This window comes from Micromonospora matsumotoense, assembly GCF_900091525.1.
In the GTDB taxonomy this organism is placed as follows: Bacteria; Actinomycetota; Actinomycetes; order Mycobacteriales; family Micromonosporaceae; genus Micromonospora; species Micromonospora matsumotoensis.
The window spans coordinates 642,216-662,521 of record NZ_FMCU01000001.1; the positions used below are offsets into that span (position 1 = coordinate 642,216).

Genomic DNA, 20,306 nt, shown 5'->3' on the forward strand with positions numbered 1-20,306 from the left:
CATCTATTGACGGCCCGCCAGGGCGGTCGTAGGGTGCGGTGCAGAACCGTGGGCTTCCAGTCGACGCCTGTCGTCCGACGCCGTGACCGGCCGGAGGTCCGCCGATCGGAGGAATGGCCATGATCGCGTCCAGGCGGTCCGTTCTCACGGCGAGCGGCATCCTCGCCGCCACCACCATCGTCGCCCTCGGCATGACCACGGTCGCCGGTAGCACGCCCGCCACGGCCACCACGGTCGGCGGGTGCACCGCGACGGTCCGGGTCGACTCCCAATGGGGCAGCGGCGCCAGCGGCGGCCAGGTCGTCACCTTCACCGTCGCGAACACCTCGTCGTCGACCGCCAGCCGGTGGACGGTCACCTGGCCGCTCGCCGACGGCCAGCGGATCGTGTCGTCGTGGAACACCTCGATCGGCGCGGCCGGCGGCACCGCGACCGCGACCAACACGTCGTACAACGGGGTGCTGACGTCGGGCGCGTCGACCACCTTCGGTGTCCAGCTCGCCGGCCCCACCTCGGCGCCGACGCCGGGCTGCGCCAACGACGCCGCCCCACCGACCACCGCCAGCCCGCCGAGCGGGGCCGACGTCACGGTCCGGGAGGCCGACAACCAGCGCACCGTCACCCTGTTCGTCGGGCAGACGCTGGGCGTGGCCCTGGCAGCCGACTACCTGCCGGTCACGGCCACCGGGGGCGCACTCACCCCCGTCTCGACCAGCGGCGGCTACCCGACCGGGCAGCCCCTCCTGGCGACGTTGCGTGCCGTGACGCCGGGCACTGCCGAGCTGACCACCCGCACCGACCACGCCTGCCTGCACGCCACCCCGCCGTGCGCCCTGCCGACCGTGCTGTGGACGGTGCGCATCACGGTCGTCGACCTGCCGCCGACCGACGCCGGGCAGACCGTCGTCGTCACCGCACCCGACAACCAGCGCGACCTCAGGCTGCGCGTCGGTGACACGCTAGTGGTGAGCCTGGCCAGCAACTACCTGCCCCCGACGGTCACCCCCGCCGGGGTCGTCGTGCCGCACGACGTGACCGGCGGCTACCCGACCGGCCAGCCGCTCGTCGCCCGCTACGTGGCCGCCGCCCCCGGGCAGGTCGACGTCGCCACCATCACCGACAACCTCTGCCGGCACCAGCCGACCCCCTGCCCGTCCCCCCAGGTGCGCTGGGTGGTGCACGTCACCGTCACGACCTGACCGCACGCCGCCGACCTGCGCCCCAGCGCCTGCGGGACCGTCCCGTGCGGGCTGCCCCGGAGCCGGCGTCGAGTCCCTGCTCAGGGCATGTCACGCTGGAGCGGTGAGCGAGTCGGGCGGGATGGGACTGACGGCCACCCTGCGCCGGATCGAACGGGCGGCGGGGGCGCTGGCCACGGCCAGCGTCACCCGGATGGACGAGAGCCTGCCCTGGTTCCGCGAGCTGCCGGCCGACCAGCGCTCCTGGGTGATGCTGGTGGCGCAGGCCGGCGCCCGGTCCCTGGTCGAGTGGCTGGGCTCCGGCGGCGGCACCACGGACAGCACCCAGGAGGTGTCGGACGAGGTGTTCGCCACCGCGCCGCTGGCCCTGGCCCGGTCGATCAGCCTCCAGCAGACGGTGGCGCTGATCAAGGTGACCATCGACGTGGTCGAGGAGCAGGTGTCGCACCTGGCCGCACCCGGCGAGGAGCAGCAGCTACGGGAGGCGGTGCTGCGCTTCTCCCGGGAGATCGCCTTCGCCGCCGCCCGGGTCTACGCCCGCGCCGCCGAGTCCCGGGGCTCCTGGGACGCCCGGTTGCAGGCGCTGCTGGTCGACGCCCTGCTGCGCGGGGACTCCCCCGACGTGCTGGCCAGCCGGGCCGCCGCGCTGGGCTGGGCCGACGCGCCACCGGTGGCGGTGGCGGTGGGCCGGTCCCCCGGCGGGGAGGTGACCGCCGTGCTGCACACCGTCTACCGGCACGCCCGCCGGATCGGGGTGGAGGTGATCGGCGGCGTACACGGCGACCGGCTGGTGATCGTGCTCGGTGGCGCGGCCGACCCGATGGCCGCCACCGAGAAGCTGCTTCCCGCGTTCGGCGAGGGTCCGGTGGTGGTCGGTCCCGCCGTACCCAGCCTGGACGAGGCGACGGACTCGGCGCGGGCCGCGCTGGCCGGCTACCGGGCGGCGCCGGCCTGGCCGACCGCGCCCCGGCCCGTGCCGGCGGCCGACCTGCTGCCCGAGCGGGCCCTCGCCGGTGACGCCGAGGCCCGCCGCCGGCTGCGCCACGACGTGTACGCCACCCTGGTACGCGCCGGCGGCGAGCTGTTGGAGACGTTGGACGCCTTCTTCGCCGCCGGCGGGACGCTGGAGAGCGCGGCCCGGGCGCTCTTCGTCCACCCCAACACGGTGCGTTACCGGCTGCGCCGGATCGCCGAGGTGACCGGGTTCTCCCCCCTGACCCCCCGGGACGCCTTCGCCCTCCAGGTGGCGCTGACGGTGGGCCGGTTGGATCCGATCGTCCCGCCCGGGGCGCCGAGCCAGAAATGACCCCGGCTGGCCGCTGAGCAGCACCGAACGGCGACGATCATCGCCGATGTTTGTAGGAAACCTCCAAGAGTTCTAGTGCGGTTTGGTGTCTGCCCGCACAGCGGATACCCCGGGGTATCGGGAAGAGTCATAGACGTGCTCGCCGTCCTCTCTCCCGGCCAGGGTTCCCAGAAGCCCGGCTTCCTGACCCCCTGGCTCGCGCTGCGTGGCGCCGAGTCACGGCTGCGCTGGTGGTCGGTGCCGGCCGGGGTCGACCTGGTGCGGCTCGGCACCGAGGCGGACGCCGACGAGATCCGGGACACCGCCCGCACCCAACCGCTGCTGGTGGCCTCCGCGCTGCTGGCGGCCGAGCACCTGCCCCTGCACGACGTGAACCTGGTCGCCGGGCACAGCGTCGGCGAGCTGGCCGCCGCCGCGCTGGCCGGGGTGTTCTCCGCCGAGACGGCGATCACCCTGGCCGGGGTACGCGGCCGGGAGATGGCCGCCGCCTGCGCGCTGGCACCGACCGGGATGGCCGCCGTGCTCGGTGGCGACCCGGACGAGGTGCTCGCCGCCCTCGCCACCCGCGGCCTGCACCCGGCCAACCGCAACGGTGGCGGCCAGGTGGTCGCCGCCGGCACGCTCGACGCCCTGGACAAGCTCGCCGCCGAGCCCCCGACGAAGGCCCGGATCATCCGGCTCAAGGTCGCCGGGGCGTTCCACACCCCGCACATGGCCCCCGCCGAAGCGGCGCTGGCCGCCGTCGCCGCCGGGATCACCCCGTCGGACCCGGCCCGCATCCTGCTCTCCGACCTCGACGGGGCTCCCGTCCCGCACGGCCGGGAACTGGTCCACCGGCTGGTCCGGCAGGTCACCGCGCCGGTGCGCTGGGACCTGTGCATGCGTACGCTGGCCGACCTGGGGGTCACCGGCGTACTCGAACTCCCCCCGGCCGGCACCCTCGCCGGGCTGGTCAAGCGGGAACTCAAGGCCACCGGCGCACCGGAGATCGTCACCCTGAACACCCCCGCCGACCTGCCCGCCGCCCGGGACCTGATCGCCCGGCACAGCGGCCCGCCCGGTCGCCGGCCGACGTCCCGCTCCCGGGTGGTCGTCGCCCCCGCCGTAGGCACCTTCGCCCCGGCGGAGGGCCTCACCGAGGGCACCGAGCTGAGCACCGGTCAGGTACTCGGGCAGGTCGCCACCCGGCAGGGGCCGGTCGAGGTGACCGCCCACGACAGCGGCCCGCTCACCGAGTGGCTCGCCCACCAGGACGACCCGGTCGCGCCGGGCCGACCCATCGCCCGCATCGGAGGCCAGGCATGAGCGGCAGTCGGATCGTCGCCCTCGGGCACTACCAACCCTCCCGGGTGGTGACCAACAACGACATCGCCCAGTTCGTCGACACCAACGACGAGTGGATCAGGGACCGGGTCGGCATCGTCAGCCGGCGGATCGCCGACGGCGAGACGGTGGCCGACATGGCCGCCGCCGCCGCCGACAAGGCGCTGGCCAACTCGGGCCTCACCGCCGCCGACATCGACCTGGTGGTCGTCGCCACCTGCACGTCGATCGACCGCAGCCCCAACGTGGCCTGCCGGGTCGCCGCCAAGCTGGGCATCACCGCCCCGGGCGCGTTCGACCTCAACACCGCCTGCTCCGGCTTCGCCTACGCGCTGGGCACCGTCGACCACGCCATCCGGGCCGGCGCGTCCCGCAACGCCCTCGTCATCGGCGCCGAGAAGCTCTCCGACGTCACCGACTGGACGGACCGCTCCACCTGCATCATCTTCGCCGACGGCGCCGGCGCGGCGGTGGTCACCGCCACCACCGGCGACGAGCCGACCGGGATCGGGCCGGTGGTGTGGGGCTCCGCGCCGGACAAGAGCGACGCGGTACGCATCGAGGGCTGGCGGCCGTACATCGCCCAGGAGGGGCAGTCGGTGTTCCGCTGGGCCACCACCGCGCTGGCCCCGCTGGCCCTCCAGGCGTGCGAGAAGGCCGGCGTCGACCCGTCCGAACTGGCCGCGTTCGTGCCGCACCAGGCCAACTCGCGGATCATCGACGGCATCGCCAAGCGGCTGAACATCCCGCAGGCGATCATCGCCAAGGACATCGTCGAGTCCGGCAACACCTCGGCGGCGAGCGTGCCGCTGGCCCTGTCCAAGCTGGTCGAGCGGCGGGAGGTGCCCTCGGGCGCCCCGGTGCTGCTGTTCGGCTTCGGCGGCGGCCTGACCTACGCCGGTCAGGTCATCCGCTGCCCCTGAAGACCCGCCGCGGTCGGCGACCGCGGCGCACCGCCATCCGGCGGAGAACAAACCCCGATGAGAGGAACCCACCGCAATGACCCGTGACGAGATCACCTCCGGCCTCGCCGAGATCCTCGAAGAGGTCGCCGGGGTGAACCCGGACGACGTGGCCGAGGGGAAGTCCTTCACCGACGACCTCGACGTCGACTCGCTCTCCATGGTGGAGGTCGTGGTCGCCGCCGAGGAGAAGTTCGGCGTCAAGATCCCGGACAACGAGGTGCAGAACCTGAAGACCGTCGGGGACGCCGTCAGCTTCATCGAGGCGCAGTCCTGATATGAGTCGCGTCGACGTCGTCGTCACCGGGCTCGGCGCGACCACCCCGCTGGGCGGGGACGTCGCGTCGACCTGGGACGCCATGCTCGCCGGCCGCTCCGGGGTGAGTCCGCTCACCCAGGAGTGGGCCGGCCAGCTCCCGGTCCGGATCGCCGCCCAGCTCGCGGTGGAGCCGACCGAGGTGCTGGACCGGGTGAAGCTGCGCCGGCTGGACCGCTCGGAGGCGATCGCGCTCATCGCGGCGCAGCAGGCCTGGGCGGACTCCGGGCTCGCCGACTCCGGGCTGGACCCGGAGCGGTTGGGCGCCAGCGTGGGCTCGGGCATCGGCGGTGCCCTGACCCTGCTCGCGCAGGACGACATCCTGGAGGCGTCCGGCCCGCGCCGGGTCTCCCCGCACACCATCCCGATGCTGATGCCGAACGGTCCCGCCGCCTGGGTGGGGCTGGAGCTGGGCGCGCAGGCCGGGGTGCACTCGGTGGCGAGCGCCTGTGCGACCGGCGCGGAGGCGATCGCGCTCGGCCTGGACATGATCCGCTCCGGCCGGGCCGACGTGGTGGTGGCCGGCGGCACCGAGGCGGTCATCCACCCGCTGCCGATCGCCGGGTTCAGCTCCATGCGGGCCATGTCGACCCGCAACGACGAGCCGGAGCAGGCCTCCCGCCCGTGGGACAAGAGCCGGGACGGCTTCGTCCTCGGCGAGGGTGCCGGCATCGTGGTGCTGGAGCGGGCCGACCACGCCGCCGCCCGGGGCGCGCACATCTACGCCCGGCTCGCCGGTGCGGGCATCACCTCCGACGGGTACGACATCGTCCAGCCGCACCCCGAGGGGGCCGGCGCGATCCGGGCCATCGCCAAGGCGATCGCCGACGCCGACGTGGCGAAGGCCGACATCGTGCACGTCAACGCGCACGCCACCTCGACCCCGGTGGGCGACCTGGCCGAGATCAAGGCGCTGCACCGGGCACTCGGTGACCATCCGGTGCTGACCGCCACCAAGTCGATGACCGGGCACCTGCTCGGCGCGGCCGGCGCGTTGGAGTCGATCGCCACCATCCTGACCATCCGCGATGGAGTCATCCCGCCGACGATCAACCTGGACGACCCGGACGACGGCCTCGACATGGACGTCGCCGCGAACAAGGTCCGCCACCTGGACGTGCCGGCGGCGCTGAACAACTCGTTCGGCTTCGGCGGCCACAACGTCGCCCTGGTCTTCACCCGCCCCTGACCCCGGTCCCCGTCGCGGCGCGTGTCGCGCCGCGACGGGCCGGCCAGCCGCGACGCGGTCGGCCGTTCCCGGGCCGGGCGCGGCAGCGGGGCAGCACGGCGGGATCTCCGTTCGCTAGCATCCACCGGCCGTCACACCGGCGGCGAGATGTGAACGGGGACCCCAGACCGATGATCCGACGTACGGCCGCGCTGGCCGCACTCACCCTCACCCTGACCGCCGGCTGCGCCCGGGCCAGCACGGAGGACCAGAAGGCCTCGCCCGCGCCGTCGGCCAGCCCGACCGCCTCGCCGGTCGTCGCCGGCCCGCCCTGGTACGACGACGTCGCCCCGGCCACCGCCGCCACCACCACGGTCGGCCCCGAGGGCAGCGCCTGCACGCTGTCGATGACGTTCTCGGTGCCGGCGAAATGGAAGGCCAAGGCGGTGAAGGGTGGGGCCGAGTTCGGCCTCGGCCCGGCCGTGCCGCTCTGCGAGATCGACGCGAAGCCCGCCGGGAACATCGGTTTCCTGCGGGTCTGGCAGATCACCGGGGCCACGCCGCTGAACCCGCAGGACACGGTGGACAAGTACCTCGCCGCGTTCGACACTCCGAAGGAGCAGCAGTACCGGCGGACGAAGGCCGGCCCGCTGGACGCCTTCGAGGCCACCTGGACCGAGGACGGCGAACGCAAGCGGGCGATCCTGGTGTCCACCCTGTACGGCAAGCTGATGATCACCCTCGGCGGCCTGGACACCGAGGAGTTCGAGGCGATGCTGCCGGCGTACCAACTGGCGAAGTCGAGCGCCAACCTGCCGAAGTGAACACCGGGGCGTCCGGTCCGCCCCCTTCGCGGGCCGGACGCCCCGGCCGACCGGTCCGCCCCTCGCGGCCGGACGCACAGCTGGCCGGTCAGCGGGTCGCCGGCACCGCTTCCCGGGCCAGGGTGATCGCGCCGAGCAACGCCGCGTCGTCGGCGAACCGGGACAGCACCACGTCGGGGCGGTGCGGCAGCACCTCGGCCAACCGGTCGACGAGCAGCCCCCGGATCAGGGTGCTGCCGGCGACCCCGCCGACCAGCACCACCCGCTGCGGATCGAGCAGCAGGCAGCAGGTGACCAGGTGCCGGGCCAGCTCGTCGACCCGGGCGGTGAGCGCGTCCCGGGCCGCGCCGGGCAACTCGGCGGCGGCGGCCAGCCCGGCCGCCTGCCCGGCCACCCCCAGCTCGTCGGCCAACCGGTCCAGCGCCCGGCCGGAGAAGTCCAGCTCCAGCATGGTGCCGGGCCACGGGCCACCGGCCACCGCGTACCCGATCTCGCCGGCCGCGCCCCGGTGACCGGCGAGCACCGCGCCGCCCACGGTGACGGCCGCCGCCACACCGGTGCCGATCCCCACCACCAGGCCGGGGTCGGCGTCGCGCAGGGCACCGAGCCGCAGCTCGGCCAGGGCGGCGGCGTTCAGGTCGTTGTCCACCGCCACCCGGGCCACCCCGAGGGTGTCGGAGACGGCGTCGGCCAGTCGCAGCCGTTCCCAGCCGGGCACGTTGGGGGCCAGGTCGATGCCGTCGGGGCGCACCACCCCCGGTGAGGCCACGCCGGCCGCCACGAGCGGCCCGCCGACCTCGGCGACCAGCGCGGCGGCCAACTCCAGGGCCCGGTCCAACGCCTGCGGGGCACCCCGCTCGGCGTGCGTGGCGATCCGCTTGTGGGCCAGCAGCCGACCGGTGCCGTCGGCCACCCCGACCGCCATCTTGGTCCCGCCGAAGTCGATGCCGAGCAGCAGTTCGGCGGTGCGGGTCCCGGTGTCGGCCCGGCCGGCCAACCGCACGGTCACCTGGTCCACCGTCGCCGCCGCACCCGGTCCGCCGGTCGCGTCCGCGACGGTCTCCCCGCTCGGGCAGGCGGACGGACTTCGGATCGCCCACTCGACGCGCTCATCGGCCGGCCACCTCGGCGGCGACCGTGTCCAGCGCCTCGTCGGCGCGGGCCAGCCGGTCGCGGATCGCGGCGAGGCGGTCGGAGACACCGGTGAACGCGACCCGCAGGGTGCCGACCTGGGCACGGACGGCGGCGGCTCCCGGCCCGTCCACCTGCACCCGGTCCAGCACCAGGTCGGGGCGGACGGCGGCGGCGATCAGGTCGGCGACGGCGTCGTCGGTCAGCCGGTCGGTGAGCCCCTCGGCGGCGGCCCGGACCCCGTCGGCGGTCCAACTGTCCGGCGCACCGGCCCGGACCAGCCGGCCGACGACCGAGTGGGCGGCCCGGAACGGCACCCCGTGCCGGGTCAACGCGTCGGCCGCCGCGGTGGTGGTGGCCCCGGACGCGACGATCTCCTCGCGGCTGGGCGGGTTCAACGGCTCCAACTCGGCGAGGAAGCCGCCGACCAGGGCGAAGAACCGGTCCGCCCGGTCGTTGCTGTCCCAGAGCCGGACCTGCACGTCGGTGGTGGCGTTGTTGGAGTCCTCCCACCAGGCCGCCCCGACGTTGTTGAGCACCGACGCGGCGTCGGCGGCGCTCGCACCGGCCATCGACACCAGGTGCTCCAGCACGACCGGGTTGCGCTTCTGCGGCATGATGCTGCTGCCCTGGGTGAAGTCGCCGGGGGTGGCCACCCACTGCCAGGTCAGCCAGTCCATCAGGGTGCGGGCCAACCGGGCGCCGGTGGCCAGGGCCTGGGCGTTGAGGGTGCCCACCCGGACCAGGTGATCGGCCCCGGCGACCGCCTCGTACGAGTTGGTGACCAGGCCGTCGAAGCCGAGCAGTTCGGCCACCCGGGCCGGGGCGATGGCCAGGTCGGTGCCGGCGAACGCGCAGGAGCCCAACGGCGAGACGTTGAGCTGGTCGATCAGGTCGGCGTACGCGGCAGCCTCACCGGCCAGCGCCTCGGCGTAACCGGCCAGGGCGTGCCCGATGGTGGTGGGCTGGGCCGGTCGGCGGTGGGTGTAGCCGGTGATCACCACGTCGGCGTACCGGTCGGCGGCGTCCAGCGCGGTCCGGCCGGTGGTCAGCACCCGGTCCAGCACATCGAGCAGTTGGCCGCGCAGGAGCATCCGGAACACCCCGGCGTCCAGGTCGTTGCGGCTGCGGGCCATCTGCACGTCCAGTTCGGACGGGGGCACGCCGCACGCCTCGGCGAGCTTCTTCTCCAGCAGGTAGTAGGTGTCCTCGAAGCTGCCGTCGAACGCCGGGGCGGGGGTGGTGTCGGCGCGCAGGGCGGCCAGCCCGCGCAGCAGCCGGGCACCCCGCTCGGCGGGGACGAGCCCTTGCTCGGTCAGCATCACCACGTGTGCCTGGCTGGCGCGCACCATCGCCGGGTAGAGCTGGCCGACGTGGTGGTCGTAGGTCGGGGCCAGGTGGTGCCGCTGGTAGGTGGTCAGCTCGCTCATGGCGGTTCCTTACTTCCTTCCGGGCCGGGACGCGGCGCGTGGGCCGGGTCCCGGGTTCTCGGCTGGTCGGTCGGTCAGGCCCAGCAGCCGTTCGGCGTTACCGGCGAAGATCGCGCGGAGGTGGTCGTCGGGCATCCCCAGCTCGCGGCAGACCCGCAGCTGGTCGTCGAGGTAGCGGGTGACGTAGCCGCGCGGGAACCACGACGAGTCGCTGCCGTACACGATGCGCTGCGGGCCGATCGTCTCGTAGCAACGGCGGAACAGGTCCTCCAGCGTCAGCTTGTACGGCATCCAGCGCACCCACTGGTTGGAGCCGGAGGTGTCGACGTGGATGTTGGGGCAGCCCCAGGCGGCGAAGAGCAGATCCTGCACGTGCTGGACGCCGAAGTGCGGCACCACCACGTGCAGCTCGGGGAAGCGGCGGGCCATCCGGGCCAGCTCGTCGGGGTTGCCGTACCGGCCGAAGGAGAGGCCACCGGCGCTGCCGTAGTGGCCGATGTGGATCAGCACCGGCACGCCGAGGCGCTGGGCGGTGGACCAGAGCGGGTCCAGGTCGGTGTGGTCCAGCGGGCCGCGCAGCAGCGGGGCGAACAGCTTCAACCCGCGCAGGCCCCGTTCGGTCACCGCGCGTTCCAGCTCGTCGGCGGCCCCCGGCGAGTACGGGTCGTGGTGGGCGAAGCCGAGCAGCAGGTCCGGGTGGCGGTCGACCACGTCGGCGACGGTGTCGTTGCCGCCGCCGGTGACGAAGACGGCCCGCCGCACCTGCACCGCGCGCAGCTCGTCGGCCCACCGGTCGGCCTCGTCCTGCCAGCGCGGGGCGGGCGGCTCGGGGTCGGGGAAGCTCCACGCCTGCCGCCACGCCCGCGCGTACGGGGCGGAGCCGGCGGCCCGGACGGCCCGTTCGTGCTCCCCGCCCGGGTGCATCCCGGCGGCGTCCTCGCAGGCGTGGATCGTCTCGTCGGTGCCGATCCGGAAGTGCAGGTGGAAGTCGACGATGTCGAGTCCCCGGTCCACGCTCATCGCACTCCCCCGGTCGATCCGTCCGCCGCCGCAGCACCGGTCGGCGCCGGGCCGTCCGCCGTCGGCGCCGGGCCGTCCGCCGTCGCGCCCGGGAGCGGGTCGGTGGTGGGTGGGGCCGGCGGTGGGGCGGCCACCCAGGCGGCGACGATCTCCCGCAGCCGCGCGCCGGCCGTGGCGCGGACCTGACGGCCGGCCGCCTCGGAGGCCAGCGAGATGTGCCCGGACCAGCCCTGCCAGGGATCGGGACGGGACTCGACCAGCACGTACGGGTGGCCGACCGGCAGCTTCGGCTTCGGCGGCAGGTCGGCCACGGCGTCGAGGCGGACCGCGCCGGGATCGAACCCGAGCACCCCGGAGGTCTCGTACGCGCCGCCGTGCCCACGGGCGGTCAGCGGCCCGTACAGGTCGGTGGTCTCCGCCGGGGTGACCAGTTGGAACCAGTTGACCAGCAGCAGGCTGGCGGTGCGCCGGCCGGAGACCCATTCCATCGCGGCCCGCACGGTGGACATGTTGGCGTCGTGGCCGTTGACGATCAGCAGCCGGGGGAAGCCGGCGGCGACGATCCCCTCGATCACGTCGGCGAGGTAGCCGACGGCGATCTCCGGCCGGATCGACACCGTCCCCGGCCAGGGTCGGGTCTGCCCCGGGCAGGCCGCGTACGGCACCGCCGGGAAGAGCACCCCGCGCGGCCCGGGGAAGCCGGTGGCCGCCTCCCCGGAGGCGCCGGCGGCCGACGCGGCAGCGCCACCGGCCCCGGCGGCCGGATCGGATGTGCCGCCGGCCCCGGCGGTCGGGCCGGATGTGCCGCCGGCCCCGGCGGTCGGGCCGGACCCGCCGCCGGCCTCGGCGGCGAAGCCTTCGGCGAGGATCAGGTCGGTGCCCAGCGGCAGGTGCGGGCCGTGCCACTCGACGGCGCCGACGGGCAGCACCGCGTAGTCCGCCGCCGCCGCGACGGCGGCCAGCTCACCGCCGGGGATCCGGGTGGCGGGCAGCAGCCCACCACCGGCCGGCCAGGTCACGCCGTCCACTTCACTGCCTCCCGGGCGGCCCGGCCGCCGTTCTGCAAGCGGCCGGAGAACACCATCACGATGAAGATCAACACCACCTGGAGCATGCCGTACGCGGCGGCGGTACCGACCTCGAACGAGTACATCCGGTTGTTGATCTCGACCGAGATGGGTGCCGTCTCCGAGGTGTAGATCAGCACCGAGGCGACGAACTCGCCGACCCCGTTGACGAAGGCGAGCAGCGCGCCGGCCAGCACACCGGGCAGCATCAGCCGCAGGGTGACCGTGCCGAACGCCCGCCACCAGGGGGCCCCGAGGTTGCGGGCGGCCTCCTCCAGCGAGGGGTCGAGCTGGGCCAGCGTCGCCGAGCTGGACCGGAACACCAGCGGCAGGAACCGCACGAAGTACGCCAGCGGCATGATCCAGAAGGTGCCGATCAGCACCTGGCCGAAGCTGAACGCGTTGCCGGTGCTGAACGCCGAGATCAGGTTGATCGCCACCACCGTGCCGGGCAGCGCCCAGGCCAGCATGACCGCCACGTCGAGCAGCCCGCGCCCCCGGAAGTCGAGCCGGCGCACCGCGTACGCGATCAGCACGCCGACCACCACGCAGCCCACCGTGGCGAGCACGCTCATCCGCAACGAGTTGAGGATCGGCCGGTACGCGCCCGGGTCGGAGAAGATCGTGACGAAGTTCTGCATGGTGTACTCCGACGGGATCACCTCGGTGGTCCACGAACCGTCCCGGGAGAAGGCGACCAGCGCGATGGTCGCCACCGGGGCGAGCAGCACCAGGGTGGCCAGCACCGAGGCGGTCAGCGCCAGCCACTTGCCCAACGGGTTGGTGATCTCGCGGCGGTGCGAGGCGACGCCCTTGGACTGGGAGCGGTAGCTGCGCCGCCCCTCGTACCAGCGCATGCCGAGCAGGAACAGCACCGAGGCCACCGCGAGCACCGAGGCGTAGGTGGAGGCCATCGGCAGGTCGCCGTTGGTGCGGTTGATGTAGATCTGCATGGTCATCGTCCGGTCCACCCCGAACAGCAACGGCGCGGTGTACGACGCCAGCGACGTCATGAAGACCAGCAGCGACGCGGAGACCAGGGCCGGGGTGAGCATCGGCAGCAGCACGGTGCGCCAGACCCGGACCCGGCTGGCACCCAGGTTGTAGGCCGCCTCCTCCACCGACGGGTCCATCCCGGTCAGGGCGGCGGACGCGGCGAGGTAGAAGAACGGGTACATGGTGAAGGTGTGCACCACCAGCACCCCGCCGATGCCGGTGAACGGGAGCACCGGGTCCTCGGTGCCGAGCAGGTGTTGCAGGCCGCGCGGCAGGATGCCGGTCTCGCTGTAGAGCAGCTGGAACGAGATCGCCCCGATCAGCGGCGGCAGCGCCGCCGGCACCAGGATGATCGCCTCGATCAGCCGCCGGCCGGGGAAGGAGAAGCGCTTGAGTAGGAAGGCCATCGCCACCCCGACGATCCCGCAGAGCAGCACGCTGGCCGCCGAGATCATCAGTGAGGTGAGCAGCGCCGACCGGGCCACCCCGGTGCCGGTGACGAACTCGGAGTAGTTGGCCACCCCGTCCACCCCGACGCTCTCGGCGAAGGTGGCGAACATCGGCTGCACCACGTAGCCGAAGAGGATCAGCACCAGCGGGAAGACCAGCAGGTACGGGAACCAGGGCGAGTTGGCGTTGAGGCCGCGCCGGGGCCGGCCGGCCTTCGGTGGGGCGGGGTCCGTGGTGACCGGCGGCACGGTGGCCGGGCTCGGCGTGGCGGGAATGGTGCTCACAGTGTCACCTCGGTTCGCGACTGCGGGGCTCGCAAAACCGGCTCACTCCTCGCGCTCACCCGCGTCTCCTTCGTTCGCGACTGCGGGGCTCGCAAAACCGGCTCACTCCTCGCGCTCACGGCTGCACCACCCACATGCGCTGGCGGTTCAGCCGCAGCCCGACCTGGTCACCGACGGCGGTGCCGGCCGGGACGTCGATCGCGGCGACCTGCACCGGCTCGCCGGCCACCTCGACCACGAGGTTGGTGGCCATGCCGGTGAACTCCACCTCGGTCACCCGGCCGGTGAGCGCGCCGGCCTCGGTGGGCGAGGTGAGCCCGAGGTGCTCGGGGCGTACCGAGACCAGGGCGGTGTCCCCGGCGCGCAGGCCGTGGTCGACGGGGGCGGTGACGGCGGTCTCGCTGCCGTCGGGCAGCCCCACGGTGACCGTCTCGGCGGCGGCGGTGACCACCGGCAGGTCGAGCACGTTGCTGCGGCCGATGAACCGGGCCACGAAGGCGGTCGCCGGCCGGTGGTAGATCTCCTGCGGGGCGCCGATCTGCCGGACCCGACCGGATTCCATCACGGCGATCCGGTCGGACATCGCCATCGCCTCGGCCTGGTCGTGGGTGACGTAGATGGCGGTGGTGCCGGCCTCCTGCTGGATGCGCCGGATCTCCACCCGGGTCTCCTCGCGCAGCTTGGCGTCGAGGTTGGACAGCGGCTCGTCCAGCAGCAGGGTACGCGGCCGGATGACCAGCGCGCGGGCCAGCGCCACCCGCTGCTGCTGGCCACCGGAGAGCTGGTCGATCCGGCGGTCGCCGTAGCCGGCGAGGTGGACCTGGCCGAGCGCCTCGTCGATCCGCCGGGCGGACTCGGCCCGCCCCACCTTGCGGATCTTCAGCCCGTACGCGACGTTCTGCGCGACGGACATGTGCGGGAAGAGGGCGTAGTTCTGGAACACCATCCCGGTGTCGCGCTTGTTCGGCGGCCGGTGGGTGACGTCCTCGGTGCCGAACCGGATCCGCCCCGAGGTGGGGAAGTAGAACCCGGCCACCATCCGCAGGGTGGTGGTCTTGCCGCAGCCGCTCGGACCGAGCAGGGTGAAGAACTCCCCGGCGGCGATGCTGATGTCGACGTCGTCGACGGCAGCGGTGTCGCCGGCACGCGCGAAGCGCTTGCTCACCGACTCCAGCGTGACATCGATCATGATGTCCTCTCCTTCATGCGGTACCGGCCTGGCCGGGCGGGCGGGGGTGCGGGGACCGGGCCGGTGGGCACGGGGTACGGATCACGGGACGCCGTCGGGCCGTCGCCGCAGCGATGGGAGCGAGTTCCGGTCGGGCCGTCGCGTCGCGGGCGGGCGGTGCCGGGGGCGGGACGTGCCCCCGGCACCCGTGCGGTCAGCCCTTGTTCTTGATCTGGCTGTTCCAGTTGTTGATCCACTCGGTCTCGTTCTTGCCGATGATGTCCCAGTTGACGTCGAGCGGCTTGAGGTTGAGCTGGGCCAGCCACTCCGGCTGCTGGGCGATCTCGACGGCCGGGATCTGGAAGTAGTCCTTGGCCAGGTCGGCGCGGAGCGTGTCGTCGAAGAGGAACTCGATGAACTTCTGCGCGCCGGCGCTGTTGCCGCCCTTGACCGCAGCCAGCCCGTCGACCAGCACCGGGGCGCCGGAGGCCGGCATCACGTAGCCGAACGGCATGTTGGACTGGTTGGCCTGGAGCAGGATGTCCTGGAGGTTCCAGGCGCTGAGGGTGCCCTGCTGGCGCGAGAGCTTGAGATAGAGGTCGGCCGGGTTGGCCGCGTACGCGCCGGTGTTGGCGTCCAGCTTCTTGAGCCAGTCGTAACCCGGCTGCGGGTTGCTGCCGTCCGGCGACTGCCGCATGATCATCGCGGCGTAGATCGACCGCATGGTGCCCGAGGCGGCCACGTCCCGGATGATGATCTTGTCTTTCCACTCCGGCTTCAGCAGGTCGTCCCAGTCCTTCGGGGCCTGCTCCGCGGTCAGCGCCTTGTTGTTGTACATGATGACCTCGGGCAGCAGGATCTCACCGAACCAGCGCCCCTCGGCGTCCTTGTACTTGGCGTCCATCTTGCCGGCGAACGCGGGCTGCCAGGCGGTCAGCAGGTCCTCGCCGGCACCGGCGGACAGCCCCTGCTGGGTGCCGCCCCACCAGACGTCGGCCTGCGGGTTGGCCTTCTCGGCCCGGACCCGCTCCAGGATCTCCTGGGCGCCCAGGTTGAGGATCTCCACCTTCCCCTTGTACTCGGGGTACTTGGCGGTGAACTTGTCCACGACGAAGGTGGAGACCTTCTTGTCGCGGGCGGTGTAGATCGTCAGCTTCTCCGTCTCACCTGCGGCCGTGTCGTCCGAGCCGCCGCCGCAGGCGGTGCCGGCGGCGAGGACGGTGGCGAGCGCTCCGGCGAGTAGAAGTCGACGTCTCATGGGGTACCTCCGAGGTGTTGGGGAGAGGAGCTCAGCGGTGCGGTCAGGTCAGGGGGCCGGCAACAGGGTGGGCAGTCCGGCGGCGGCGGCGGAGAGGGCGTAGCTGACCGCGCCGTGCAGCACGGCCCGGTCGCCGAGTACGGCCCGGCGTACCTCGGTGGTGCTGGGTACGGCGGCGGTGACCAGGCCCTGGAGCCGGTCGACGGCGGCGTCGTCGAGGTCGGCGGCGGCGCCGCTGAGCAGCACCCGGCCGGGGTCGATGACGCAGACGCAGGAGACGATCAGCCGGGACCAGGCGTGCAGCACCTCGTCGAGGTAGCCGGCGGCGCGCGGGTCGGTGGCGGCCAGGGCGACCAGCGCGCGGACCGGCGAGTCGGGGCGACGGCCCGGGGCCAGCGCGACCACCCGCTCGGCGATCGCGTTCTCCGACCAGCGGGCCTCGAACGGGCCGATCCCGTCGTGTCCCCGGCCGGCCGGGTCCAGCGGCAGGAAACCCACCTCCCCGGCCGCGCCCCGGGCACCCCGCCGGACCTGGCCGTCGAGCACCAGGCCCGCGCCGATGCCGTCGGCGACGTGCAGCAGCAGCAGGTCGGCGACGTCCATGCCGGCCCCGGCGGCGTGTTCGCCGGCCGCCATCAGGTTGACGTCGTTGTCCACCACCACGGGCACGCCCAGCGCCCGCTGGACCGACTCCCCTATCGGACGGCCCTCGATCAGGCCGACCGAGGGGGCCAGCCGGACCGCGCCGCCGGAGATGACGCCGGGCGCGGCGATGGCCACCCCGCGCAGCGCCGGCAGGCCGTCCCCGGCCAGCTCGGGCACCGACCGGCAGATGGTGTCGACGATGTCGCCGGTCAGCCGGACCGCGCGGTGGGCGACCACCGCACCGTCGCTGTCGGCGATCTCGCAGCTGATCCGGGACGGCTCCAGGGAGACGGCGGCGACCAGCTCGGCCCGGGGGTTGAACTCCAGCATCGCCCGTGGGCGGCCGGCCCGGGAGGCGCCCGGACCGCGTTCGATCAGGTATCCCTCGGCGATCAGGTCACGCACGAGCGGGGTGAGCGTCGCGGGGCTCAGGCCGGTGAGCTCGGTCAGCTCGGCCCGGGAGAGCAGCCGGACCTGGCGGGCGGTGGAGATCACGGATAACCGCTTGATCTCCTTCGACCGCTCCCGGCTCACCGGGCTCGTTGGTGGCGTCACCACGTCTGTCACACTTCCTTCCTACGGCGAACGAATTAAAGAGTCAAGTAACGAGTCCGTCTCGACCCGGCCACCGGCAGCCGTCGGAGCAGCGAAAACGTCCGCAAATGGGGGCAGTGGGCGGGTTCGGGTCACCGTCGCGTCGCAACGCAGGACATCCCGGACACCGCCCTATTTCTTTCTTCTGCAAAGAAAGAAATACCTTCCAAAGCATTGACGCACCACCACGCCGGTCCCTAGCGTCACCGAGCGAAGGCCTTCCAGTGTGTACGGAACCCGTACCGCTGCCGTATCCGGTGCACCGCGTCCGAGGACGCCCACCGTTCCCCGTTCCCACCGCCTCACCGTCCACTGACGACCCCGCGTCGGACGCCCCGCGTCCGACGATGACGGTCGCTGCCCGGACGTCGTGGTTCCGGAAGGATCTGCATGCGCATCAAGGGTTTCCTGCTACCCACCGCACTCGCCCTGGCCGTGGCCGGGGCACCTGCCACCGCCGTCGCCGCCCCGGCCGACGTCCGCCCCGCCAAGGCCGTCGACCTCGACGTCCTCTTCGTCAGCGCCCACCCCGACGACGAGGCCGGCAGCCTCGCCACCCTCGGCCAGTGGAAGGAGAAGTACGGCGCCAAGGCCGGCGTCGTCACCATCACCCGCGGCGAGGGCGGCGGTAACGCCGTCGGTCTCGAAGAGGGCCCGCCGCTGGGCATCATCCGCGAACGCGAGGAACGCACCGCGATCGGCAAGGCCGGCGTGGAGAACCTCTACAACCTCGACCGGGTCGACTTCTGGTACACCGCGTCCGCCCCGCTGTCCGAGCAGATCTGGGGACACGACGACACCCTGGGCCAGATCGTCCGGGTCATCCGGACCACCCGGCCCGAGATCATCATGACGATGAACCCGTCGCCGACCCCGGGCAACCACGGCAACCACCAGCAGGCCGCCCGGTTCGCCGCCGAGGCGTTCGCCGCCGCCGCCGACCCGAAGGCCTTCCCCGAGCAGCTCAGCGCCGAGGGCCTCACCCCGTTCCGGGCCGCGAAGTTCCTGCGTAGCGGCGGCACCGGCACCTCCGCCGCCGGGCCGCAGTGCGCGACCAGCTTCACCCCGACCGTCCCCACCGATCAGGTCTTCGGCGTCTGGGAGGGCACCCCCAGCGCCAGCGGGAAGACCTGGGCCGAGATCGAGGTCGACGCCCGCCGGGAGTACGTCACCCAGGGCTGGGCCGGCACCGCCGCCGCCCCCACCGACCCGACGAAGATCCGCTGTGACTTCTACACCCTGATCGACAGCCGCGTCCCGTACGACCCGGCGGACACCTCCCCGGAGGCGATCCTGCGCGGCTCGGTGCTGCCGCCGGCGACCGGTGGCCTGCCCAAGGGCAGCGAGCTGTACCTCACCACCGACCGGTTCGACCTCGCCCCCGGTGCGACCGTCGAGGTCACCGCGCACCTGCGCGCCCCGCACAACCGGACCCTGGCCAAGCCCCGGATCGACCTGCGGCTGCCGGCGGGCTGGAAGGCCAAGGGCTCCGGCGTGCTGAACAACGACGTGCCGGCGGGCAAGGAGCGGACCAGGACGTTCACCGTCACCGTCCCGGCCGACGCCGCCACCAACGAGCAGCAGCTCATCGGGGCCACCCTGACCACCCGCCAGGGTGTCGGGCGCACCGACCGGGCCGTCCGGGTGGTCGCCGACGTCCGGGGCACCCTGGAGCCGCTGCCCGAGGTGGGCATCTTCCGCGACTGGGCCGGCGACGGCGGGTACCCGCAACTGGACACCCTGATCAAGCCGGTGCTCACCATCGGCTCCGGTAAGCAGCGCACGGTCCGCATCGACCTGCGCAACCACGGCCGGGTCAGCCGCGACGGCACCGTCACCCTCGGCCTGCCGGCCGGCTTCACCGCCGACGCGACCACCAAGAGCTACCCCGCGCTGGCCCCCGGCGCGACCGGTGCGGTCACCTTCACCGTCACCAACACCGACGCCACCCTGCCGACCGCCAACGAGGGCGGCACGGACGGCGACTACGGCATCACCATCACCACCACCAGCGCCGCCGGCAGCACCGTGGAGAACGGCGCGCTGGAGATCGTGCCGACCACCGAGGTCCCGGCCGCCGGCAACGGCACCGTCGATGGCGTCGCCTCCCCCGGCGAGTACCCCGGCCCGGAGCTGGACCTCTCCCGCATCTGGGAGGGACAGGCCACCACGCCGCAGGACGCCTCGGCCACCGGCCGGATCGCCTGGACCCCCGACGCCCTGAAGGTGTTCGTCCAGGTCACCGACGACGTGCTCGGCAAGAAGGTGGTGCCGCAGGACTGCAAGCGGCAGCGCCGCACCGACAGTGTGGAGATCATCGTCGACCCGAAGGGGAACTCGGCGGACACCTCCACCGCGTTCAAGGCGGGCATCTTCCCGATCACCGACGACCCGGCCAACGGCAACCCGCCCTGCTGGCAGCGCGACGCCGACAACCGGCAGGGCCCGGGGGCGACGACCGCACCCGGAATGACCGTGGTCAGCAAGGTCAGCTCCCCCTACACCGGGTACACCATCGAGACGAGCATCCCGTTCGCGGTGCTGCCCGACGCGGTGGACCCGGCCCGGATGGGTCTCAACGTGCTGGTCTACGACTCGGACACCCAGGACCTCAGCTCGCAGTCCCGGCTGGGCTGGTCCACCTTCACCGGCGTCCGGGCCGACCCGTACCGCTACGGTCTGGCCACCCTGCCCGGCTACCAGCCGGCGGCCCGGCAGCCCAGCGCGCCGGTCTTCCCGGACACCTCCGCCCGCAGCGTGCTCAGCCCGCAGACCATCGCCCAGTCGGCCGTGGACGGGGTGGCCCCGGCCGCCGTGCCCCGGCTGAAGAACTCGGCGCTGCGGCTGACCTCGGCCCACCGGGTCACCGACGGGGTGCAGGTCACCCTGCGCGCCGACCGGGCCGGCACCGCCTACCTGTACGCCTGGGACGGCGACACGGCCCAGGGTGAGCGCACCGTACGGATGGCCGCCGGTGACCGGGTCACCGTGACGGTCCCGGTCAGCGGGGGCACCCCGACGTCGCTGCTGGCCGCCTTCGAGGGCGGCGGCGCCGCCGTGGCCCAGCAGGTCGCGCTGGGCTGACCCGCCACCACGTGACCCGTGGCCGGCCGTCGACCTCCATCGGCGGCCGGCCACGCTGGCGTCGGGCCCCCGTCGCCGCCG

At 73.4% G+C, this 20,306-nt stretch carries 16 protein-coding genes; 8 read left to right on the forward strand and 8 right to left on the reverse strand.

Annotated elements, in window-relative coordinates; all coding sequences use genetic code 11:
• The first annotated feature begins 119 nt into the window (after window positions 1–119).
• From GA0070216_RS02780 to GA0070216_RS02810, 7 genes are all read left to right on the forward strand, one after another.
• The gene (locus GA0070216_RS02780; RefSeq protein ID WP_176738790.1) at window positions 120–1,199 is read left to right on the forward strand and encodes a cellulose binding domain-containing protein; all 1,080 of its coding nucleotides are present in this window, start codon (window positions 120–122) and stop codon (window positions 1,197–1,199) included.
• 121 nt (window positions 1,200–1,320) lie between these two features.
• Window positions 1,321–2,505: a PucR family transcriptional regulator gene (locus GA0070216_RS02785; protein ID WP_176738813.1), complete on the forward strand. Its 1,185-nt coding sequence runs from the start codon at window positions 1,321–1,323 to the stop codon at window positions 2,503–2,505.
• 135 nt (window positions 2,506–2,640) lie between these two features.
• Window positions 2,641–3,810 (forward strand): acyltransferase domain-containing protein, encoded by a 1,170-nt coding sequence (locus GA0070216_RS02790; protein WP_091238201.1) that lies wholly within the window; start codon window positions 2,641–2,643, stop codon window positions 3,808–3,810.
• Window positions 3,807–4,751, forward strand: a complete 945-nt coding sequence (locus GA0070216_RS02795; protein WP_091238205.1) for a beta-ketoacyl-ACP synthase III — start codon at window positions 3,807–3,809, stop codon at window positions 4,749–4,751. Before GA0070216_RS02790 ends, GA0070216_RS02795 begins: the two co-directional genes overlap by 4 nt.
• 76 nt (window positions 4,752–4,827) lie before the next feature.
• On the forward strand, window positions 4,828–5,067 hold the full coding sequence (locus GA0070216_RS02800) for an acyl carrier protein (protein WP_067313076.1): 240 nt from the start codon (window positions 4,828–4,830) through the stop codon (window positions 5,065–5,067).
• A 1-nt stretch (window position 5,068) separates the two neighbouring features.
• Window positions 5,069–6,295, forward strand: coding sequence for a beta-ketoacyl-ACP synthase II (gene fabF, locus GA0070216_RS02805; RefSeq protein ID WP_091238207.1), 1,227 nt, complete (start codon window positions 5,069–5,071; stop codon window positions 6,293–6,295).
• Between the two features lie 170 nt (window positions 6,296–6,465).
• Window positions 6,466–7,098, forward strand: a complete 633-nt coding sequence (locus GA0070216_RS02810; RefSeq protein WP_091238211.1) for a lipoprotein — start codon at window positions 6,466–6,468, stop codon at window positions 7,096–7,098.
• A gap of 88 nt (window positions 7,099–7,186) precedes the next feature.
• Here the strand turns inward: GA0070216_RS02810 and GA0070216_RS02815 are convergent, their stop codons facing one another.
• The 8 genes from GA0070216_RS02815 to GA0070216_RS02850 all read right to left on the reverse strand — a co-directional run bounded on the left by GA0070216_RS02815 (window position 7,187) and on the right by GA0070216_RS02850 (window position 17,114).
• Complete coding sequence (locus tag GA0070216_RS02815) at window positions 7,187–8,107, reverse strand: ROK family protein (protein ID WP_245722258.1); 921 nt, start codon at window positions 8,105–8,107, stop codon at window positions 7,187–7,189.
• 100 nt (window positions 8,108–8,207) lie between these two features.
• Entirely contained in the window at window positions 8,208–9,659 is a 1,452-nt protein-coding gene (locus tag GA0070216_RS02820; protein ID WP_091238216.1) for a lyase family protein, read from the reverse strand.
• Window positions 9,660–9,668: 9 nt separating this feature from the next.
• Window positions 9,669–10,679 (reverse strand): amidohydrolase family protein, encoded by a 1,011-nt coding sequence (locus GA0070216_RS02825; protein ID WP_091238220.1) that lies wholly within the window; start codon window positions 10,677–10,679, stop codon window positions 9,669–9,671.
• Window positions 10,676–11,707 carry a creatininase family protein gene (locus GA0070216_RS02830; RefSeq protein WP_176738791.1) on the reverse strand — a complete coding sequence of 344 codons (1,032 nt, stop codon included), beginning with the start codon at window positions 11,705–11,707 and terminating at the stop codon, window positions 10,676–10,678. Before GA0070216_RS02830 ends, GA0070216_RS02825 begins: the two co-directional genes overlap by 4 nt.
• On the reverse strand, window positions 11,695–13,476 hold the full coding sequence (locus GA0070216_RS02835; RefSeq protein ID WP_245722259.1) for an ABC transporter permease: 1,782 nt from the start codon (window positions 13,474–13,476) through the stop codon (window positions 11,695–11,697). The genes GA0070216_RS02830 and GA0070216_RS02835 overlap by 13 nt, the downstream gene beginning before the upstream one ends.
• Window positions 13,477–13,591: 115 nt before the next feature.
• Window positions 13,592–14,665, reverse strand: a complete 1,074-nt coding sequence (locus GA0070216_RS02840; protein ID WP_091238226.1) for an ABC transporter ATP-binding protein — start codon at window positions 14,663–14,665, stop codon at window positions 13,592–13,594.
• A 193-nt stretch (window positions 14,666–14,858) separates the two neighbouring features.
• A complete protein-coding gene (locus tag GA0070216_RS02845) occupies window positions 14,859–15,902 on the reverse strand; it encodes an extracellular solute-binding protein (RefSeq protein WP_091238230.1) in 1,044 nt (347 codons plus the stop codon).
• A 48-nt stretch (window positions 15,903–15,950) separates the two neighbouring features.
• Window positions 15,951–17,114: an ROK family protein gene (locus GA0070216_RS02850; protein WP_091238233.1), complete on the reverse strand. Its 1,164-nt coding sequence runs from the start codon at window positions 17,112–17,114 to the stop codon at window positions 15,951–15,953.
• A 417-nt stretch (window positions 17,115–17,531) separates the two neighbouring features.
• Here GA0070216_RS02850 and GA0070216_RS02855 point away from each other — a divergent pair, with 417 nt between their 5' ends.
• Window positions 17,532–20,225, forward strand: coding sequence for a sugar-binding protein (locus GA0070216_RS02855; RefSeq protein WP_091238237.1), 2,694 nt, complete (start codon window positions 17,532–17,534; stop codon window positions 20,223–20,225).
• Window positions 20,226–20,306: the final 81 nt, after the last annotated feature.

Bases quoted from the DNA above. Each gene is read 5' to 3' on its own strand.
- GA0070216_RS02810 (WP_091238211.1), top strand. From the start codon at position 6,466: ATGATCCGACGTACGGCCGCGCTGGCCGCACTCACCCTCACCCTGACC.
- GA0070216_RS02840 (WP_091238226.1), bottom strand. From the start codon at position 14,665: ATGATCGATGTCACGCTGGAGTCGGTGAGCAAGCGCTTCGCGCGTGCC.
- GA0070216_RS02855 (WP_091238237.1), top strand. From the start codon at position 17,532: ATGCGCATCAAGGGTTTCCTGCTACCCACCGCACTCGCCCTGGCCGTG.
- GA0070216_RS02795 (WP_091238205.1), top strand. From the start codon at position 3,807: ATGAGCGGCAGTCGGATCGTCGCCCTCGGGCACTACCAACCCTCCCGG.
- GA0070216_RS02785 (WP_176738813.1), top strand. From the start codon at position 1,321: ATGGGACTGACGGCCACCCTGCGCCGGATCGAACGGGCGGCGGGGGCG.
- GA0070216_RS02800 (WP_067313076.1), top strand. From the start codon at position 4,828: ATGACCCGTGACGAGATCACCTCCGGCCTCGCCGAGATCCTCGAAGAG.
- GA0070216_RS02820 (WP_091238216.1), bottom strand. From the start codon at position 9,659: ATGAGCGAGCTGACCACCTACCAGCGGCACCACCTGGCCCCGACCTAC.
- GA0070216_RS02780 (WP_176738790.1), top strand. From the start codon at position 120: ATGATCGCGTCCAGGCGGTCCGTTCTCACGGCGAGCGGCATCCTCGCC.
- GA0070216_RS02845 (WP_091238230.1), bottom strand. From the start codon at position 15,902: ATGAGACGTCGACTTCTACTCGCCGGAGCGCTCGCCACCGTCCTCGCC.
- fabF (WP_091238207.1), top strand. From the start codon at position 5,069: ATGAGTCGCGTCGACGTCGTCGTCACCGGGCTCGGCGCGACCACCCCG.
- GA0070216_RS02825 (WP_091238220.1), bottom strand. From the start codon at position 10,679: ATGAGCGTGGACCGGGGACTCGACATCGTCGACTTCCACCTGCACTTC.